Annotated in this window: 16 protein-coding genes; 13 read left to right on the plus strand and 3 right to left on the minus strand. The window is 72.1% G+C overall.

Annotation, left to right across the window (positions count from 1 at the left end; translation table 11 throughout):
* The first annotated feature begins 78 nt into the window (after window positions 1-78).
* From DEJ24_RS11080 to DEJ24_RS11105, 6 genes are all read left to right on the plus strand, one after another.
* Window positions 79-2,445, plus strand: a complete 2,367-nt coding sequence (locus DEJ24_RS11080; RefSeq protein WP_146245976.1) for a transglycosylase domain-containing protein — start codon at window positions 79-81, stop codon at window positions 2,443-2,445.
* Between the two features lie 110 nt (window positions 2,446-2,555).
* Window positions 2,556-2,855 (plus strand): Asp-tRNA(Asn)/Glu-tRNA(Gln) amidotransferase subunit GatC, encoded by a 300-nt coding sequence (gene gatC, locus DEJ24_RS11085; protein ID WP_111076257.1) that lies wholly within the window; start codon window positions 2,556-2,558, stop codon window positions 2,853-2,855.
* A gap of 11 nt (window positions 2,856-2,866) precedes the next feature.
* Window positions 2,867-4,414, plus strand: coding sequence for an Asp-tRNA(Asn)/Glu-tRNA(Gln) amidotransferase subunit GatA (gene gatA / locus DEJ24_RS11090; protein WP_111078680.1), 1,548 nt, complete (start codon window positions 2,867-2,869; stop codon window positions 4,412-4,414).
* Window positions 4,414-5,916 carry an Asp-tRNA(Asn)/Glu-tRNA(Gln) amidotransferase subunit GatB gene (gene gatB, locus DEJ24_RS11095; RefSeq protein WP_111078681.1) on the plus strand — a complete coding sequence of 501 codons (1,503 nt, stop codon included), beginning with the start codon at window positions 4,414-4,416 and terminating at the stop codon, window positions 5,914-5,916. The genes gatA and gatB overlap by 1 nt, the downstream gene beginning before the upstream one ends.
* A 112-nt stretch (window positions 5,917-6,028) precedes the next feature.
* Complete coding sequence (locus DEJ24_RS11100) at window positions 6,029-7,198, plus strand: type III polyketide synthase (protein ID WP_111078682.1); 1,170 nt, start codon at window positions 6,029-6,031, stop codon at window positions 7,196-7,198.
* Window positions 7,195-7,884, plus strand: coding sequence for a methyltransferase domain-containing protein (locus tag DEJ24_RS11105; RefSeq protein WP_258374629.1), 690 nt, complete (start codon window positions 7,195-7,197; stop codon window positions 7,882-7,884). The genes DEJ24_RS11100 and DEJ24_RS11105 overlap by 4 nt, the downstream gene beginning before the upstream one ends.
* Window positions 7,885-7,966: 82 nt before the next feature.
* Here the strand turns inward: DEJ24_RS11105 and DEJ24_RS11110 are convergent, their stop codons facing one another.
* Entirely contained in the window at window positions 7,967-9,019 is a 1,053-nt protein-coding gene (locus DEJ24_RS11110; protein ID WP_111078683.1) for a zinc-binding dehydrogenase, read from the minus strand.
* A 79-nt stretch (window positions 9,020-9,098) separates the two neighbouring features.
* Between DEJ24_RS11110 and DEJ24_RS11115 the strand changes: the two genes are divergently transcribed.
* The gene (locus tag DEJ24_RS11115; protein ID WP_111078705.1) at window positions 9,099-10,037 is read left to right on the plus strand and encodes a DUF3097 domain-containing protein; all 939 of its coding nucleotides are present in this window, start codon (window positions 9,099-9,101) and stop codon (window positions 10,035-10,037) included.
* A 67-nt stretch (window positions 10,038-10,104) separates the two neighbouring features.
* Window positions 10,105-10,758, plus strand: a complete 654-nt coding sequence (locus tag DEJ24_RS11120; RefSeq protein WP_111078684.1) for a spermidine/putrescine ABC transporter substrate-binding protein — start codon at window positions 10,105-10,107, stop codon at window positions 10,756-10,758.
* Here DEJ24_RS11120 and DEJ24_RS11125 read toward each other — a convergent pair.
* A complete protein-coding gene (locus DEJ24_RS11125; RefSeq protein WP_111078685.1) occupies window positions 10,755-11,180 on the minus strand; it encodes a DUF3054 domain-containing protein in 426 nt (141 codons plus the stop codon). The two genes, DEJ24_RS11120 and DEJ24_RS11125, sit on opposite strands and share 4 nt — an antisense overlap.
* 105 nt (window positions 11,181-11,285) lie before the next feature.
* Here DEJ24_RS11125 and DEJ24_RS11130 point away from each other — a divergent pair, with 105 nt between their 5' ends.
* The 4 genes from DEJ24_RS11130 (at window position 11,286) to DEJ24_RS11145 (ending at window position 15,776) form a co-directional block, all read left to right on the plus strand.
* The gene (locus tag DEJ24_RS11130) at window positions 11,286-12,872 is read left to right on the plus strand and encodes an inositol monophosphatase family protein (RefSeq protein WP_220036712.1); all 1,587 of its coding nucleotides are present in this window, start codon (window positions 11,286-11,288) and stop codon (window positions 12,870-12,872) included.
* A 124-nt stretch (window positions 12,873-12,996) separates the two neighbouring features.
* Window positions 12,997-13,785 carry a hypothetical protein gene (locus DEJ24_RS11135; protein WP_111078706.1) on the plus strand — a complete coding sequence of 263 codons (789 nt, stop codon included), beginning with the start codon at window positions 12,997-12,999 and terminating at the stop codon, window positions 13,783-13,785.
* A gap of 87 nt (window positions 13,786-13,872) precedes the next feature.
* Complete coding sequence (locus tag DEJ24_RS11140; RefSeq protein WP_111078687.1) at window positions 13,873-14,919, plus strand: ATP-binding cassette domain-containing protein; 1,047 nt, start codon at window positions 13,873-13,875, stop codon at window positions 14,917-14,919.
* Window positions 14,916-15,776 (plus strand): ABC transporter permease, encoded by an 861-nt coding sequence (locus DEJ24_RS11145; protein ID WP_111078688.1) that lies wholly within the window; start codon window positions 14,916-14,918, stop codon window positions 15,774-15,776. The genes DEJ24_RS11140 and DEJ24_RS11145 overlap by 4 nt, the downstream gene beginning before the upstream one ends.
* A gap of 30 nt (window positions 15,777-15,806) precedes the next feature.
* On the opposite strand, the gene DEJ24_RS11150 is transcribed toward DEJ24_RS11145, so the two are convergent.
* The gene (locus DEJ24_RS11150) at window positions 15,807-17,492 is read right to left on the minus strand and encodes a long-chain-fatty-acid--CoA ligase (protein WP_111078707.1); all 1,686 of its coding nucleotides are present in this window, start codon (window positions 17,490-17,492) and stop codon (window positions 15,807-15,809) included.
* Between the two features lie 199 nt (window positions 17,493-17,691).
* Between DEJ24_RS11150 and DEJ24_RS11155 the strand changes: the two genes are divergently transcribed.
* The gene (locus DEJ24_RS11155; RefSeq protein WP_111078689.1) at window positions 17,692-18,642 is read left to right on the plus strand and encodes an oxygenase MpaB family protein; all 951 of its coding nucleotides are present in this window, start codon (window positions 17,692-17,694) and stop codon (window positions 18,640-18,642) included.
* Window positions 18,643-18,703: the final 61 nt, after the last annotated feature.

Below are 18,703 nucleotides of genomic sequence, written 5' to 3' on the forward strand. Positions count from 1 at the left end.
GCGCATCCTGTGCGGCTGCGCAGTCGCGCGACCACGCGCACCAGAGTGGACCCAGCCCGTCTCCTTACCGTGCTCGGCATGCGAATCGTGCGGTGGCCGGGTGCCCTCCTGATGTTCATCGTCATGTCGGTCCTCGCCGGCCTGCTCGTCGCCGTCGCGCTCACCCCGGCCGTCGCGGTCGCGGGGGAGGGCACGAGCGGAGCGGCCGAGTTCTTCGAGGACCTGCCGAGCTACCTCGACATCCAGACACCGCAGCAGGTGTCCACCGTCTACGCGAAGCAGGGCGGACACGAGGTCCCGATCGCGTCCTTCTACGCCGAGAACCGCGTCAACGTCACGTCCGACCAGATCGCCGACTCGCTCAAGCAGGCGGCGATCGACACCGAGGACCCGCGCTTCCACGACGAGGGCGGGATCGACGTGGTCGGGACCCTCCGCGCGACCATCGCGGACGCACTCCACCAGGGCGTGCAGGGCGGCTCGAGCATCACGCAGCAGTACGTCAAGAACGTGCTCGTGCAGCAGTGCGAACAGTTGAACGGCACGGACGCGGCCTCCACCAAGAAGAAGGTGGATGCCTGCTACGAGAAGGTCGCCGGTCAGTCGAAGGCACGCAAGCTGCAGGAGATCCGGTACGCGATCGCCGTCGACGAGAAGTACACGAAGGACCAGGTCCTCACCGGCTACCTGAACATCGTCGGGCTCGGCGGTCGTGTCTACGGTGCCGAAGCGGGGGCCGAGTACTACTTCGGCGTGCACGCGAAGGACCTGTCGCTCGTGCAGTCGGCGACCCTGGTGGCGATCCTCAACAACCCCTCGAACCTGCGCATCGACCAGCCGGCGGACAAGACGAACGGGGCGGCGAACGGGTACGCCCTGACGAAGGTCCGCCGCGACTACGTCCTCCGCCGGATGTACGCGCACGGAGCCATCACCCGGGACGAACTGGCGAAGGCCGTCGCGACCCCGATCGCACCGGAGATCACCGCGACCGCCAACGGTTGCTCGACCGCCGCCACGAAGTACGACGCCGGCTACTTCTGCGACATGGTGCGCTCGCAGCTGCTCGCCGACCCGGCGTTCGGCAAGACGGCCTCGGACCGGATCGCCACCCTCGACACGAAGGGACTGTCGATCCACACGTCGCTCGACCTCGACCTGCAGGGCCACGCGCAGAACGCCCTGTCGTCCTACGTCCCGACCACGATGGCGGGCGTCGACGCCGGTGGCACGAACGTCACGGTCGAACCCGGCACGGGACGCGTGCTGTCGATGGTGCAGAACACCGCCTACACGCAGTCCGATGCGCCCACCGCAGGCGCCACCGCCGTCAACTACAACGCCGACCAGGCCATCGGCAGCTCCAGCGGCTTCCCGACCGGGTCGACCTACAAGGTCTTCACCCTGGCCGACTGGTTGGCGAACGGGCACACCCTGTCGCAGTCCGTCTCGACGACCGAGCACACGTTCCCGCAGGCCGAGTTCACCAACTCGTGCACGCCGATCGGTGGCGCACCGTGGACGGTGGCCAACGCCGAGCAGGTGCCGTCCTCGATGACGGTCCTCGCGGCCACCGTCGAGTCGATCAACACCGCGTTCGGCGCGATGGCCAAGCAGCTCGACCTGTGCGGGATCCAGAAGACCGCCGAGAGCATGGGCATCCACCAGGCCGACGGCAGCGCACCGGACTCGAACCCCGCCTCGGTGCTCGGCACCAATCCGCTGGCACCGATCGACCTGGCCGAGGCGTACGCGGGGTTCGCCAACGGCGGCGTCGCCTGTACGCCCACCACGATCGACTCCGTCACGACCGCCAGCGGCGGCACCATCCGCCCGACCCCGGCCACCTGCAAACGCGGGGTCAGCGCCGCGGTCGCCGGCACGGTCGACTACGCGCTGCAGGGCGTCCTGAGTGGATCGGGCACGGCGGCCAGTGCGAACCCCGGCGACACGGTGCCGAAGTTCGCCAAGACCGGCACCACCGACGGTGACGAGCAGAACTGGCTGATCACCTCGTCGACGAAGTACACGAACGCCACCTGGATCGGCAACGTGCAGGGCCACGTGCGCCTCGCGAACTGGCCGTTCCTGCAGGGCACGACCGGGTACAGCGCGAAGTTCGGCGTCGGCAAGCAGATGATGACCTACCTCGACGGCGCGTACGGCGGCGGGGCGCTGCCGGCACCGGACCCGGCGATGATCGGGACGCCCGCGAAGGCGAAGACCGCGACGCCGTCGACCGGCTCCGGCGCCCGGCAGGGGACGCAGGCGGCCGGGCAGCAGGCTGCGGGGACACGGACCCAGGGCACGCAGACCCAGGGCACGCAGACCCAGGGCACGCAGGCACCGGCATCGTCGGGCCCTGCTGCGCAGGCTCCGGCCGCGCAGGCTCCGGGCACCGGTGGGGCTGCGGTCGGCGGTGCAGCTGCGCCTCCGGCCGGCTGACCCAGTCCTGCACAGGCGAGCGCTCGGGGTCGGCCGTGCACAGCCGTCCGACCCCGCGTGGCACGCCCAATAGACTGGTGCGCATTCCACGAACCGATCGACGGAGCACCATGCCTGACATCACGAGCGAGCAGGTCGCACACCTGGCGAACCTCGCACGTATCGCACTCACGCCCGACGAGATCGAGAAGATGACCGAGGAGCTGTCTCTCATCGTCGACAGCGTCGCCAAGGTCACCGAGGTCGCGACCCCGGACGTCCCCGCGACGAGCCACCCGGTCCCGCTCGAGAACGTGTCCCGCCCCGACGTGGTCGGCGAGACGCTGACCCAGGAGCAGGCGCTCTCCGGTGCCCCCGACTCGGACGGCGAGCGCTTCCGGGTGACCGCGATCCTCGGCGAAGAACAGTAGGCGGAAGAACAGTGACCCACGACATCACCACGCTGAGCGCTGCCGCGCTCGCCGACGCCCTGGTGGCCCGCGACGTCTCAAGCGTCGAGGCCACGCAGGCCCACCTCGACCGGATCGCCGCCGTCGACGGGGACGTGCACGCGTTCCTGCACGTCAACCAGAACGCGATCGCCGCCGCGAAGGCCATCGACTCCCGCCGCGCGGCCGGGGACGACCTCGGTCCGCTCGCCGGCGTGCCGATCGCCGTCAAGGACGTCCTGTGCACGCAGGACATGCCGACCACCTCGGGCTCGAAGATCCTCGAGGGCTGGGTGCCGCCGTACGACGCCACCCCGGTCGCCAAGCTCCGCCGTGCCGGCCTGGTGCCGCTCGGCAAGACGAACATGGACGAGTTCGCGATGGGCTCGTCGACCGAGTTCTCGGCGTACGGCCCGACCCACAACCCGTGGGACCTGGACCGGATCCCCGGCGGGTCCGGCGGCGGCTCGGCGGCAGCGGTGGCCGCGCACGAAGCCCCGCTCGCCCTGGGCTCCGACACCGGTGGGTCGATCCGTCAGCCCGGTGCCGTCACGGGCACCGTCGGTGTGAAGCCGACCTACGGTGGCGTCAGCCGTTACGGTGCGATCGCGTTGGCGTCGAGCCTCGACCAGATCGGGCCGGTGTCCCGCACCGTCCTCGACGCCGCACTGCTGCACGACGTCATCGGCGGGCACGACCCGAAGGACTCCACCTCGCTGCGGCAGGAGTGGCCCTCGTTCGCCGCTGCCGCGCGCGACGGTCTGCAGGCCGACTCGCTCAAGGGCGTCCGCATCGGCGTCGTCAAGGAACTCGCCGGTGGCGAGGGCTTCCAGGCCGGCGTCACGCAGCGCTTCCAGGAGACCGTCGCGCTGCTCGAGTCGGCCGGTGCCGTGGTCGTCGAGATCGACGCGCCGTCGTTCGCGTACGCGATCAGCGCCTACTACCTGATCCTCCCGGCGGAGGCGTCCTCGAACCTCGCGAAGTTCGACTCGGTCCGCTTCGGCCTGCGTGTCACGCCCGAGGGCGGCGCCACGGTCGAGGACGTCATGGCCGCCACGCGCGAAGCCGGCTTCGGGCCCGAGGTCAAGCGCCGCATCATCCTCGGCACGTACGCCCTGAGCGCCGGGTACTACGACGCCTACTACGGCAGTGCGCAGAAGGTCCGCACGCTCGTCCAGCGCGACTTCACGGCCGCCTTCGAGCAGGTCGACCTGCTCATCAGCCCGTCGGCGCCGACGACGGCGTTCAAGATCGGTGAGCGCATCGACGACCCGCTCGCGATGTACCTCAACGACCTCACCACGATCCCCGCGAACCTGGCGGGCGTCCCCGGCATGAGCATCCCGAACGGCCTGGCGCCCGAGGACTCGCTGCCGACCGGCGTGCAGCTGATGGCCCCGCAGCGCGAGGACGCCCGGCTCTACCGGGTGGGTGCCGCGCTGGAGCGTCTGCTCGAGCAGCAGTGGGGTGCCCCGCTCATCTCCCGGATCCCGAACCTGGACGCCACACAGCAGTCCGCCGCAGAGGAAGGTGTCATCTGATGGCCAAGGACGCACTCATGGACTTCGACGAGGCGCTCGAGCGGTTCGAGCCGGTCCTCGGCTTCGAGGTGCACGTCGAACTCGCGACGGCCACGAAGATGTTCTCGGACGCGCCGAACTTCTTCGGCGGCGAACCGAACACGAACGTGACACCGGTCGACCTCGGGCTGCCCGGGTCCCTGCCGGTCGTCAACGAGCAGGCCGTGCGCTACTCGATCCAGCTCGGGCTCGCGCTCGGCTGCTCGATCGCCGAGAGCTCGCGGTTCGCACGGAAGAACTACTTCTACCCGGACAATCCGAAGAACTACCAGATCTCGCAGTTCGACGAGCCCATCGCCTTCGAGGGCGAGGTCGAGGTCGAACTCGCCGACGGCACGATCTTCCAGGTGCCGATCGAGCGCGCCCACATGGAAGAGGACGCGGGCAAGCTGACGCACGTCGGTGGTGCCACGGGCCGGATCCAGGGCGCCGAGTACTCGCTCGTCGACTACAACCGCGCGGGTGTCCCGCTGGTCGAGATCGTCACGAAGCCGATCATCGGCGCCAAGGAGCGTGCCCCCGAGCTCGGCGCCGCGTACGTGCAGGTCATCCGTGACCTCGTCCGTGCCCTCGGCGTCTCCGAGGCCCGCATGGAGCGCGGGAACCTGCGCTGCGACGCGAACATCTCGCTGCGCCCGTGGGGCCAGGAGAAGCTCGGCACCCGCACCGAGACGAAGAACGTCAACTCGTTCCGCGCGGTCGAGCGGGCCATCCGCTACGAGATCCAGCGGCAGGCGGCGATCCTCGCGGCCGGCGGCACCATCACGCAGGAGACCCGACACTGGCACGAGGACACCGGTCGCACCTCGGCCGGCCGTCCCAAGTCGGACGCCGACGACTACCGCTACTTCCCGGAGCCGGACCTGCTGCCCGTCGTGCCCGACCCGGCACTGATCGAGGAGCTCCGCGCGGGTCTGCCCGAGGCGCCGGTGGCCCGACGTCGTCGCCTGAAGGGCGAGTGGGGCTTCGCGGACCTCGAGTTCCAGGACGTCGTCAACGGCGGGCTCCTCGACGAGGTCCAGGCGACCGTCGACGCCGGTGCCGGTCCGCAGGCCGCCCGCAAGTGGTGGACCGGTGAGATCAGCCGTGTCGCGAACGCGCAGGACGCCGCTCCCGGCGACCTGGTGTCGCCGCAGCACGTGGCCGAGGTCATCGCGCTCGTGGAGTCCGGTGACCTGACCGACCGTCTCGCACGCCAGGTCCTCGAGGGCGTCATCGCCGGAGAGGGCTCGCCGGCGCAGGTCGTCGAGTCCCGCGGGCTGCGGGTCGTCTCCGACGACTCCGCCCTCACCGCCGCGGTCGACGAGGCACTGGCCGGTCAGCCGGACGTGCTGCAGAAGATCCGCGACGGCAAGGTGCAGGCCGCCGGCGCGATCATCGGCTCCGTGATGAAGGCCATGAAGGGCCAGGCCGACGCCGCGCGAGTGCGCGAGCTCGTCCTGGAGCGCGCGCAGCAGCAGTAGGACCCAGCACGACCCAGCGCTGGACGCGCATGACGGGAGGCCCGTGGCGAGAACGCCACGGGCCTCCCGTCCATCCTGGGGACACGTCAGCGATCCGGTGACAGGATGGAGCGTGTCAGCAACGATCCGAGCCATCGGTACCGCCGTCCCGCGGACCACCCTCGGGCAGGCGTCGGTCCGTGACCTGTTCGCCGCCCAGCCCGGCCTCGGGAGGCTTGCCTCGCGGCTCGTCCCCGCGGCCTTCAACGCCTCCGAGGTGGAGCACCGCCACAGCGTCCTGCCGGAGCTCGACGCGGCGGCCGCGCCCGGTGCGTTCCGCGACGCCGACGGGATCCTCAGCTCGCCGAGCACCGGGACACGGAACGACCGCTTCCGCGAGCTCGCTCCGCCGCTCTTCGTCGGCGCCGCTCGTGACGCCCTCGAGCGCGCTGCGGTCGACCCGGCGACCGTCACACACGTCGTGACCGTGTCCTGCACCGGCTTCACGCAGCCCGGGCCGGACCTGGCGATCGTCGAGGAACTCGGTCTGCCGCGCAACGTCTTCCGGCAGCACGTCGGGTTCATGGGGTGCTTCGCCGCGTTCCCCGCCCTCCGCATCGCCGATGCGTTCGTCGGCGCGGACCCGACGGCGGTCGTCCTCGTCGTCTGCGCCGAGCTCTGCACGTTGCACGTCCGTCACTCCGAGGACCCGGACCAGATCGTCGCGAACAGCGTCTTCGGCGACGGAGCCGCGGCGGCCGTCGTCACGGCGGACGGTCCGGGCCTCCGACTCGACGGCTTCACCACCATGGTCCTGCCCGAGGGGGCGAGCGAGATGGCGTGGAACATCGGTGACGAGGGCTTCGAGATGGTGCTGAGCACCGAGGTCCCGAAGCTGATCGGCGTGCACGCGGCCGAGGCGGTCGCCCCGCTCCTCGACCCGCGCGGCTGGACGCCGGACGACGTGCCGGTCTGGGCCGTGCACCCCGGCGGGCGGGCGATCCTGGACCGTACCCAGGACGCCCTGCACCTGCCGGACAGCGCGTTGACGGCGAGCCGCGCGGTCCTCCGCGACCACGGCAACATGTCGAGTGCGACGGTGCTGTTCGTCCTCCGGGAGGCCCTCGAGGCACGTCCCGCGGACGGTACGCCCGTCGTCGCGCTGGCCTTCGGGCCGGGGCTGACCGTCGAGGCGGCGTCGCTGACCGTGGTCGGGAGCGCGATCGCCGCGGCGGACGCCAGCGGTGCGTCGGCAGTGGTCGACGCGGCCGACGCTGTCGCCCCCGTCGGGGTGGGGGCGTGACCGACCCCGTCGACCTCTCCACCCGCGCGGTCGACCTGCGCGAGTTGATGGACGACCCGGACTGCGACCCCGCGACGCTCGACCGGACCTTCCGCCGCTTCGCCCTGGTGAACGCCGCGGTGTCCGGCTGGCGGTCGGTCTGGCGCACCCACGTCGCCCCGGCACTGCCGCCGACCGGTCGGGCCCGCGTGCTCGACCTCGGCTGCGGCGGCGGTGACCTCGCCCGGTCGCTGGTGCGGTGGGCGCGGGGGGACGGCTTCGACCTCGAGGTCGTCGGGGTGGACCCGGACCCGCGGGCGATCGCGGCGGCCGAGCGACGGACGACGGCCGGGGTGAGGTTCCGCACGGAGTCGAGCGCCGACCTGGTCGCGGCGGGCGAGCGGTTCGACGTCGTCGTGTCGAACCACGTGCTGCACCACCTCGACGACGCCGAGCGAGCGGCGTTCCTCCGGGACTCCGGGGAGTTGGCCGTCACCCGCAGTGTGCACTCCGACATCCGGCGTTCGGTGTCGGCCTACCGGCTGTACGCGATCGGGGCGTCGTTCGTCTCGGCGGGCACGTTCATCCGCGAGGACGGTCTCCGCTCCATCCGCCGGAGCTTCACCGTCCCGGAGCTCAGCGCCGCCCTGCCGCCGGGTTGGCGTGCCGAGGCGGCGTCCCCACACCGGGTCCTCGCCGTCCGCTGACCTTCCCCAGAACGCAACGTGGGCGGCTGTACGCAACGGAACACCGTCGCGCGCAACCGCCCACGTTGCGTTCCCTGAGGAGCTACGGGCGCAGCAGCACCTTGATCGCCCGGCGCTCGTCCATCGCGGCGTAGGCCTCGGGAGCCTGGTCCAGGGGCAGTTCGAGGTCGAACACCTTGCCCGGGTCGATGGTCCGCGACAGCACGTCGGGCAACAGCTCCTCGATGTACGCGCGGGCCGGGGCCATGCCGCCGCCGACCGTGATGTTCTTCGCGAACAGGAACGGCATCGGCAGCTCGGGGTCACCCGCCGGCACGCCGACGTAGCCCACCGCACCACCGGCGCGGACGACCCGGAGGGCCTGGTCCATGCTCTCCGCGGTGCCGACGGCCTCGAGCGCGCAGTCGGCGAGGTCGCCGTCCAGCAGGTCCCGCACGGCCTGGACGCCCTCGTCGCCGCGGGTCTCGACGATGTCGCTCGCGCCGAAGTCGCGCGCCAGCGCCTGCCGGTCCGCGTGGCGGCTCATCGCGATGATCCGCTCGGCGCCGAGACGCTTCGCGGCGAGGACCGCCGACAGCCCGACCGCACCGTCGCCGACCACGACGACGGTCTTGCCCGGGCCGACCCCGGCCGACACCGCGGCGTGGTGCCCGGTGGAGAACACGTCGGACAGGGTCAGGAGCGACGGCACGAGGTCCTCGTCGACCGGCCCTGGCACGACGACGAGGCTGGCGGCGGCGTCCGGCACACGGACGTACTCGGCCTGGGCGCCGCCCAGCGGGTGGCCGTAGGCGTCCGGCGTGACACCGAACGTGGAGCCGTGGTCGCAGCCGCTCGTCATGCCGTGCGCGCAGGCCTGGCAGGTGCCGTCGTTGGTCGTGAACGGTGCGATGACGAAGTCGCCGACGCGCACGTCGGTCACGTCGTCGCCGACCTGGTCGACGACGCCGACGAACTCGTGACCGATCGCCCGCGGTTCCTTCGTGTCGCGGACACCCCGGTAGGGCCAGAGGTCCGAGCCGCAGACGCACGCGGCGACGACACGCACGACGGCGTCGGACGGGGTGAGGATCGTGGGGGCATCGCGCTCTTCGACACGGATGTCGCGGGGGGCGTGGATGACTGTTGCACGCACGGGTGTGCCTTCCGTCGGGATGATGGGGAACCGGCCGGTCGACGTTGTCCGGACGCCCGTCGACAGTACGCTCGTGCGGGTGGACGAGGACCGGTACGGCAGTGACGTGCTCTCGGGCGACTGGCGCTCGCGGGGTGTGCAGAAGGTGCGGCAGGTGCCGCTCGAGCGTGACATGGTGCTCGAGGACCCGGACTCCGGGTGGGCCGGCGCCGTGGTCGGCCTCGAAGCCGGCAACGTCTCGCTCGAGGACTGGAAGGGTCGCGTCCGCGCCTTCCCCTTCGTCGGTCAGTTCCTGCTCGAGGGTGAACTGGTCACCCTGACGCGTCCACAGGCACCGGTCGGTCGGTCCGCCGCGGCCGCGCCGCCGGCTCGGTCCACCGCCGGCACCGCCACGGCCGGGAGGCCCGGAGCGGCCCCGGCGGTCCGGCATGCCTCCGACGGTGGTCGCCTCCGCACCGCGTCCGGGTCGTTCGCCGTCGAGCAGCAGCGCGCCCGGGTGGCCCTGCCGAGCCGGATCATGGTCGAGGGCAAGCACGACGCCGAACTCGTCGAGAAGGTGTGGGGCGCCGATCTCCGGGTCGAGGGGGTCGTCGTCGAGGAGCTGTCCGGGGTCGACAACCTGGCCGACGTGCTGGACGACTTCCGCCCGACCCGGGAGCGTCGGGTCGGCGTCCTCGTCGACCACCTCGTGCCGGGCTCGAAGGAGTCCCGTTTCGCGGACGCCGTGATGCGCGGGAAGTGGGGCGCACACGTGCTCGTCGTCGGACACCCGTTCGTCGACGTCTGGCAGTCGGTGAAGCCGGCACGTGTCGGACTGCAGGCCTGGCCGACGATCCCACGGTCGATCGAGTGGAAGGCCGGCATCTGCCAGGCACTCGGGTGGCCGCACGCCGAGCAGGCCGACATCGCCCGGGCGTGGCAGCGGATCCTGGGGCAGGTGCGGACCTTCGCCGACCTCGAACCACAGCTGCTCGGTCGGGTCGAGGAGCTGATCGACTTCGTGACCGAGCCGGTCTGACGGTCGCGCACCGGGCCTCCCGTCGCGCCTCGGGGCGGATCCCGGGCGCGCCGCCTACGCTTGCAGGATGGACGGCATCGACGGACGCGTGCGGAACGCCGTCGACGTCTGGCTGCGCTGGCTGCCCCGGTGGCAGATCGGGACCGCCCGTCCACGCACCCGCATCTGCCGACGCTGCACGGGCTCGCCGATCGCCGCCGCGGCGGGGTTCGGGCCGGACGTTCCGCACCCGGTGCAGCACGCGCTGATCGGTCGGATGTCCGCCATCGTCGAGGACGCGGTCGACGACCACACGGCGAAGAACCTGCCGCTGCTGCAGCGTGAACTCGAGCGGGCCGCAGCACGCAAGCGACGCTCGGGGTACCAGCCCGCCGACGGGTTGTCGCCGGAGTTCCAGGGCCTGGACGTGGACCCGCAGCCCGAGCCGGGCGAGCCGTTCCTGTTCACCCTCGGCGAGCTGGCGGGCATCGGGGCGAGCGAACAGGAGCCGCGCGAGCCGCTGTCCGACGAGGCGAAGGCGGCACTCCGCCACGAGATCGAGCTGTCTGACGAATGCGCCCGGTCGACCGGCACAGCCGTGTGCCTGGCGCTGCTGGACCACCGGGAGCGCATCGCCGAGGCCATCGAGCGTCTCGTCGAACCGCAGATCGCCGCGCTGGTGTCGGACATGTTCCGCGGGTTCGACGGCCCGGACGAGGGTCCGCGGGGCGGCCTCTTCTAACCGGCAGCCCGCGCGTCGCCGCCCGCCGGACGCCTGCCCGACCGGAGGCGGACCACGAGTCGGGCGAGGAGCCGCCAGCCGACCAGGAACACGCCGAGCACGATCGTCGCCACGACGAGGAACGAGATCGGCAGCGGGTTGCCGTCGACCACGCCCTGCCCGGTCGCGACCCGGATCGCCATCCCGACGAACACCGTCAGGATCCACGCCACGACACCGGTCGGCCAGATCGCGAGCGGGCGTGACCACGCCCCGGAGGTCACGTACGCGATCGCCCACCCCGCCAGGAACGGGTACGCGGTCGTCCACAGGCCGAGCGGCGCGAACGCCTCGCCGTGCGAACTGCGTCCGATGACGGCGAACGCGACGATGAGCACGACGTCGACGACCGCCGCGAGCCAACCCCAGGTACGAGTCTCCACGGCACCATCCTCTCAGGCCCCGGCCGCATGGCCACCGGCCGCATGGCCCCCGGCTGTTCACCGCCGCGTCACGTGGTGTTCGGGCCACGCTCCCACCATGGGACGGTGACGACGCTCGAGACCCCGGCACCGACGACGACCGGGAGGCCCGGCCTCCGTCCGCCCCGGATCGTCGCCTCGCGTGGGGCCCCGGGTGTCCGCCGCGAGAACACGCTGCCGGCCGTCGCCGTCGCCGAGGCCCTCGGTGCCGACGTCGTCGCGGTCGACGTCCGGGTCACCGCCGACGGGGTCCCCGTGCTGCTGCACGACGAGACCCTCGGCCGGATGTGGGGCGACGGCCGCCGGGTCTCCGCGACGCCGTGGTGCGACGTCGCTCGGCTGGGCAACGGGCTCGACCGCATCCCACGCCTCGACGCCGTGCTCGAGCGGCTCGAGGGGTGCTCCGCCGCGCTGGTGGTCGGGCTCGCGGACCCGGCCGATGCCGAGGCCGCGGTGCGCACCGTGGCGGGCGCCGGCACCGGCGTGGACGACGCCGTGCGGGTGGCGTGGCGCGGGACGCTGGCTGCGATGCAGGCCGTCCGGGCGCTGCTGCCCGAGGCCGACGTCTGGATGCCCTGGGACACCCTGGGAGCACCGACGGCCGCCGACGTGCAGGAGCTCGGGCCCTCGACACTCGACCTCGACATCGCCTTCCTCACGCCCGCCACCGTCCGCGCGGCACACGCCCTCGGGCTGTGCGTCGCGGTGTGGACCGTCGACGACCCGGAGCCGACCCGCTGGGTGACCCGGCTCGGCGCGGACCTGGTCCTCACCGAGGACGTCGCCACGGTGCACGCCGTCCTGGCCGCCGCCGAGCGGGACGGCTGGTCGCGGCCGGTCCGGGATCCCGGTGAAGCCGAGGTCGCCGGCCGCGCCCAGACCCTGGCACACCGGATCGCGCACGAGGTCATCGCCTTCACCCGCGAACACCGCGTCGACCCGGACGCCGGCGACACCGGAGCGCAGGTCACGGCACTGGACCGGTCGATCGAGCAGCACGTCCGCGGTCGCGTCCGGGCGGCGTTCCCCGAGCACGGCTTCGTCGGCGAGGAGTACGGCGTCGCCCCAGGGGACAAGCACCGGTGGTACCTGGACCCCGTCGACGGCAGCCGGAACCTGGCGAACGGCGTGCCGTGGACGAGCACCTCGCTGTGCCTGACCCGGTCCGGGCGCCCCCTGGTCGGCGTCGTCGTGGACCCCTGGCGCGGCGAGGTCCTGGAGGCCCGCCGCGGCCGGGGAGCGACCGAACGCGACCGGGTGCTGCGCCTCGACGACGCCCCGCGCGCCCTCGCCGGCGCCGTGGTCGGGACCGAGCTCGACGGTGCCCACCCGTGGCCCGGCTTCGGCGCGTTCGTCGACGCGCTCGCCGCCCGGTCCTGCTCCGTGCGCGTCCCCGGCTCGGGCACCCTGACGATCGCCCAGGTCGCCGCCGGCCGGGGGATCGGGGCGTGCATGCCGGCGTTCGACCCGGTCGACCACGGTGCCGCCGTGCTCCTCGTGCACGAAGCCGGTGGGGTCGTGCTGACCCTCGACGGGCCGGTGCAGGACTTCCCGCCCGCCGGTGTGCCGTTCCTGGCGGCGCACCCGGGCGCGGCCGACGAGCTGTTCGCGGTCTGGACCGCGGCGGTCACCGGGGCCGGGCCGACGTCCTGACGGTGGACGGGCCTCCCGGACGGGAGGTGCACGGCGGCTTCTGAGCGCACGCACAGTCAGACCCGGCCGACGGTGCCTAGCGTGGGCGCCAGTGGGCACGGTGCCCGCGACGAAGGAGCACACCATGGGATTCCTCGACCGTCTGCTCGGCCGCGAGGAGCGTCCGGAGCAGCCACGACGCGGAACCGGTGGTGCACCGCAGCCGGGCTACCAGTACGGCCAGCAGTCGTACCAGCAGGCGCCGGCCGCACCGTACGGGGCAGCCACGCCGTCCGGTGTACCCGACCGGTCAGGACCCGGCCAGCAGCCCGGGGGCGAGGACCAGCGCGCCGTCGAGCGGTACCGCTACCTGCTCCGCACCGCGCCGCCCGAGCGGATCGAGGAGGTGCACGCCGAGGCGTTCGCCACCCTGACGCCCGAGCAGCGCCGGATGGTCTACGACGAGTTCACCCGCACCGCTCCGGCCGGCGAGGCCCCACGTGGCGATGATCCTCGCTCGCTCGCCCAGAGTGCGACCCGGTCCGAGCTCCGGCAGCCCGGGTACATGGAGCGCTCGCTCGGTGGCATCGGTGGCGGCGGCATGGGTGGTGGCTTCGGCGGACGGCAGGGCTCGGGCTTCGGCAGCATGCTCGGCGCCTCGCTACTCGGCACCGTCGGCGGCTACGTGATCGGTTCCGCCCTGATGAGCGCCTTCCTCCCGGACCCCGGGTCGTTCGACGGTGGAACCGATGCGAGTGGTGCGGATGACGGCGGTTCGGGGGACACTGGTGACGGATCCGGCGACGGCGGTGCGGCCGACGGCGGCGGGTACGACAACGCCTCCTGGGGCGACGGTGGTTCCGACTTCGGCGGCATGTCCGACGGCGGGTTCGACCAGGGCTCCAGCGACTTCGGCGGTGGCTTCGACGTCTGAGTGACGTCCGTCGCTCCCGCCGCCCGGTCGACCGGGTCCGCGTGTCCGGTCGGCCCCGAGGGACGCAGCCGGTCACGAAGGAGCGACATGGCCATCATCGAGGCCTCCGGCCTCACCAAGACCTACCGATCCAAGTCGGGGCCCGTGCACGCACTGGCGGGCCTCGACCTCTCGGTGCCCGAGGGCACCGTCACCGCACTGCTCGGCCCGAACGGGGCCGGGAAGACCACCACCGTGAAGGTCCTCACGACCCTCGTCGAACCGGACGCCGGGTCAGCGTCCGTCGCCGGCATGGACGTCGTCGCCGACCCACAGGGCACCCGCCGCGCGATCGGCGTCTCCGGGCAGTACGCCGCCGTCGACGAGAACCTCACCGGGTTCGAGAACCTCGAGATGATCGGGCGGCTCTACCACCTGGGCCGACGAGCAGCGCGCGACCGGGCACGCGAACTCATCGACGTGTTCGGGCTCTCCGAAGCGGGCGACCGCCCCGTCAAGGGGTTCTCCGGCGGCATGCGCCGTCGGATCGACCTCGCCGGGGCACTCGTGATGAACCCGCGCGTGCTGTTCCTGGACGAGCCGACGACGGGCCTCGACCCGCGCAGCCGCCTCGCGCTCTGGGGCATCATCGAGGACCTCGTCGCCGGCGGAGCCACGGTGCTCCTCACCACGCAGTACCTCGAGGAGGCCGACCAGCTCGCCGACGACATCGCCGTCATCGACGACGGCCGGGTCATCGCCGAGGGCACCTCGGACGAGCTCAAGGCCCAGGTCGGCGGACACCGCGTCGTCGTCACCCTCGTGGACGCCGCCGACGGGGACGCCACCACCACCGTCCTCCGGCGGCACGGCAGCGGGGAGGTCGAGACGAGCGGCGACGGTCGCACCCGGGCCGTCACCGTCGACGCCGGGCCCGCGGCGCTGCAACGGGTCCTCGCCGACCTCGGCGCCGCCGGCATCGCGCTGCACGACGCCGGGATGCGCCGCCCGACGCTGGACGACGTGTTCCTCCGTCTCACCGGACACGCCGCCACGGACGACCAGGACGGCGGTGGGGGCGGACGTGTGGACGGGACGGCGGCGACCGGTCCGTCGGGCGGGGAGCGGGCCTCCCGACAGGAGCTGGTGCCATGACCACCACCACGACCGGCACCGGCAACGCGCTCGGGCGGCAGCTGCCCGTCGTCGTCACCGCCCCGCTCGCCGTCTGGTTCGAGGACGGCTGGACGGTGACGAAGCGCAACCTGATCAAGATCAAGCGGTCGCCGGACATGCTCGTGTTCGCCGTGCTGCAGCCGATCATGTTCGTCCTGCTGTTCAGCCAGGTCTACGGCGGCGCCATCAGCGTGCAGGGGACCGACTACACGCAGTTCCTGATGGCGGGGATCTTCGCGCAGACCGTCGTCTTCGGCGCCACGTTCTCCGGATCGGCCATGGCGCAGGACCTCAAGGAAGGACTCATCGACCGGTTCCGGACCCTGCCGATGTCGGCCTCGGCCGTGCTCGTCGGACGGACGAACTCCGACCTCGTGCTCAACGGCATCTCGATGGTGATCATGATGGCCACCGGGCTGGCGGTCGGTTGGCGGGTGGGATCGTCACCGGTGGAGTTCGTCGGCGGGCTCGCACTGCTCCTGCTGTTCAGCTACGCGTTCAGCTGGGTGATGGCCCTGCTCGGCATGAGCGTCAAGACGCCCGAGGTGATCAACAACGCCTCGTTCATGATCCTGTTCCCGCTCACGTTCATCTCCAACGCCTTCGTGCCCAGCGAGACGATGCCGCTCGTGCTCCGGGTGTTCGCGGAGTGGAACCCGGTCTCCTCGCTCGTGCAGGCGGCGCGCGAGCTGTTCGGCAACGCCGGGTCGGCGCCGGAGCCGGAGATCTGGACCATGCAGCACCCGATCACGACGGTGTTGATCGGGATCGCGGTGATGCTCGCGGTGTTCGTGCCGTGGGCGGTGAACAAGTACACGAGGATCAGCAGCAAGTAGGAGCGGACTGCCGTCGCTCGTCGCTCGTCGCTAGTCGTGCAGGATGGCGTCGCGCACCTTACGGCGCAGGACCTTGCCGATCATCGAGCGGGGGAGGTCCTCGACCACCACCACCCGCCGCGGCACCTTGTACGCGGCGAGGTGGTCGCGGGACCAGGCCCGGAGCGCATCTCCGTCGAACGTCGCCGGGTCGGTCGGGATCACCGCGGCGACGACCTGCTCGTTGCCGCCCTGCGTGATGCCGACGACCGCGACCTCCTTGACGCTGGGGTGCTTGAGGAGAGTGTCCTCCACCTCGGAGGGTGCGACGTTGAACCCGCCGGTGATGATGAGCTCCTTGAGCCGGTCGACGATGCGCACGAACCCGTCCGCGTCGATCGCCACGATGTCGCCCGTCCGGAACCAGCCGTCGGAGGTGAAGACCTCGTCGGTGGCCTCGGCCTTGCCCCAGTAGCCGCCGAAGACCTGCGGGCCGCGGACCTGCAGCTCACCGGACTCGTCGGTGCCGAGCACCCGGGACTCGTCGTCGGGGTCCACCACCCGGCAGTCGGTCGACGGCAGCGGCAGGCCGATCGCACCCAGGCGGCGGGCGTCCGACACCGGGTTCGCCATGAGCACGGGAGAGCACTCGGACAGGCCGTAGCCCTCCACCAGGAAGCCGCCCGTGCGGGCCTCCCAGGGCTCGATGACGTCCTGCGACAGCGGCATCGCGCCGGAGATTCCGATGTCGATGCCCGCCAGCGACACCTTCGCCGAGTCGGCGGCGTGCTGCAGCCGGGCGTAGATCGGCGGTACGGCAGGCAGGAACGTCGGCGGACGCTTCTTGATCGCCTTGAGGACCAACGCAGGGTCGAACGCCGGGAACAGGACGAGCCTCCCGGCGATGCTCATCGCGAACGTGAGGCACAGTGTCAGGCCGTACGCGTGGAACATCGGCAGCACCGCGTGCACGACGCTGCCGTCACCTGCGCTGATCTGGGGGATCCAGGCACGGGCCTGCGCGGCGTTCGCCAGCAGGTTCCGGTGCGTCAGGACGGCACCCTTCGGGGTGCCGGTCGTGCCGGAGGTGTACTGGATGAGCGCGACATCGTCGGTCTCCGGCCGCGGGTGCCGCTTCGACAGCTTCCGGGCCGACACCAGGTCGTCCCACCGCGTGGTTCCGGACACCGAGGTCGTGAGCTTCGCGCGGGACTCGCGGGCCTTCGCCACCGGCAACGACAGTGCCAGGCGCGTGCTGCGCGGCATCGCCCGGGTGAGGTCCACCGAGACGATCGCATCCAGCGCGACGTCCTTCGGGAAGTCCTGCAGCGTCGCCACCGACTTGTCCCACGCGATCGCGACCTTCGCGCCGTGGTCCTCGAACTGGTGGCGCAGCTCCCGCGGTGTGTACAACGGGTTGTGCTCCACGACGATGCCGCCGAGCCGGAGCACCGCGTAGAACGCCACGACGTGCTGCGGACAGTTCGGCAGCACCAGCGCCACCCGGTCGCCCTTCGTCACGCCGAGCTTGCGCAGCCCGTTCGCGGCACGGGCGATCTGCTCCTCGAGCTGGGCGTACGTGGTCTCCCGCGTGAAGAACTCGAGCGCGACCGCCTTCGGGAAGCGCCGTGCCGACTGCTCCACGAGATCCGGCAGGGACCCCGTCATCGGTTCGATGTCGTGCGGCACCCCTGACGCGTAGGAGGCAAGCCAGGGACGAGGCGTGTCGATGCTCACGTCGACCAACCTAGCGGGCGGACCCGAGGGGTTGTCAGACGAGGGCGGTGCGCGCGTCGGCAGCGGTGGTCGCCGGGGGTGCCGCGGGTGCCTCGGGTGCCGCGGGTGCCTCGGACGTTGCTCGGGACGCTCATCGGCGCAGACGCGGTTTCCGGCGAGTGTCCGGTGCGCTGTCAGGGGGCCGACGGACCATGACGGCATGTCGTTCGTCACCGATGCGTTCCGCACCCGCTTGCAGGCCACGTTCACGGGCAACACCCACGGCAGCCCGGAGTGGGTGGACGAGCTCGAGAAGGGAACCGACGCCGGCTTCTTCGGCCCCGGCTCCGCCACCTGGTCCGTGCACGGCGGCAACCAGACCATCGTCGCCGGCGTCCGGGCGCTCCTCGTCCAGGCCCTGCACCCCGGGGCGCTCGCCGGGGTCGCGGACCACTCCCGGTACAAGGAAGACCCGTTCGGCCGGCTCGCGGGCACCATCCGCTGGATCTACACCGTCACCCACGGCGACACCGACACCGCCACCTCCGGCAGCGAATGGGTGCTCCGGCTCCACGAGCGGGTGCGCGGCCTGTACGTCGACGGTCACGGCATCGGACGGCCGTACACGGCGAACGACCCGGATCTCGCCCGCTGGGTGCACCTCGCGTTCACCGACGCGTTCCTCCGCACCGCCCAGCGCTGGGGCGAGCCGATCCCCGGTGGTGCCGACGCCTACGTCCGCGAGTGGGCCGTCGCCGGACGCCTGATGCGCGTGCACGACGCCCCCGAGACCGAGGTCGAACTCCGCGCGCAGATGGACGGCTACCTCGACCGCGGCGAGCTCGCCGTCACACCCCGGACCCGTGAGGTCCTGCGGTTCATCAAGAACCCGCCCCTCGCCGCGATGCTCCGACCCGGCTACCGAGCGATCTACCAGGGCGCGGTGTCGACCCTCGACCCGCGACACCGGGCGCTGCTCGGGATCCGGGCACCCATGATCGGTCCGATCGAGCTGCCCGTCGACCGGGCGACCGGGCTGGTCCTCGACGGCATCACCGGCGTGCTGGGCAACCAGACGGGCAGCGAGCGGGCGGCGATGCGGCGCATCGAGCGGCTCGAGCGTGAGGCCGCGGACGCGAGGTCCGGAGAGCGCGGGCTCGGCGCAGCCTGAGGGGTGCGGGAGCGGGGGCTCGGCGCGGCGGCGCCTGCGGCGGGCGGGTGCGGCTGGCGGG

It is taken from the genome of Curtobacterium sp. MCPF17_001 (assembly GCF_003234615.1).
Taxonomy (GTDB): Bacteria; Actinomycetota; Actinomycetes; order Actinomycetales; family Microbacteriaceae; genus Curtobacterium.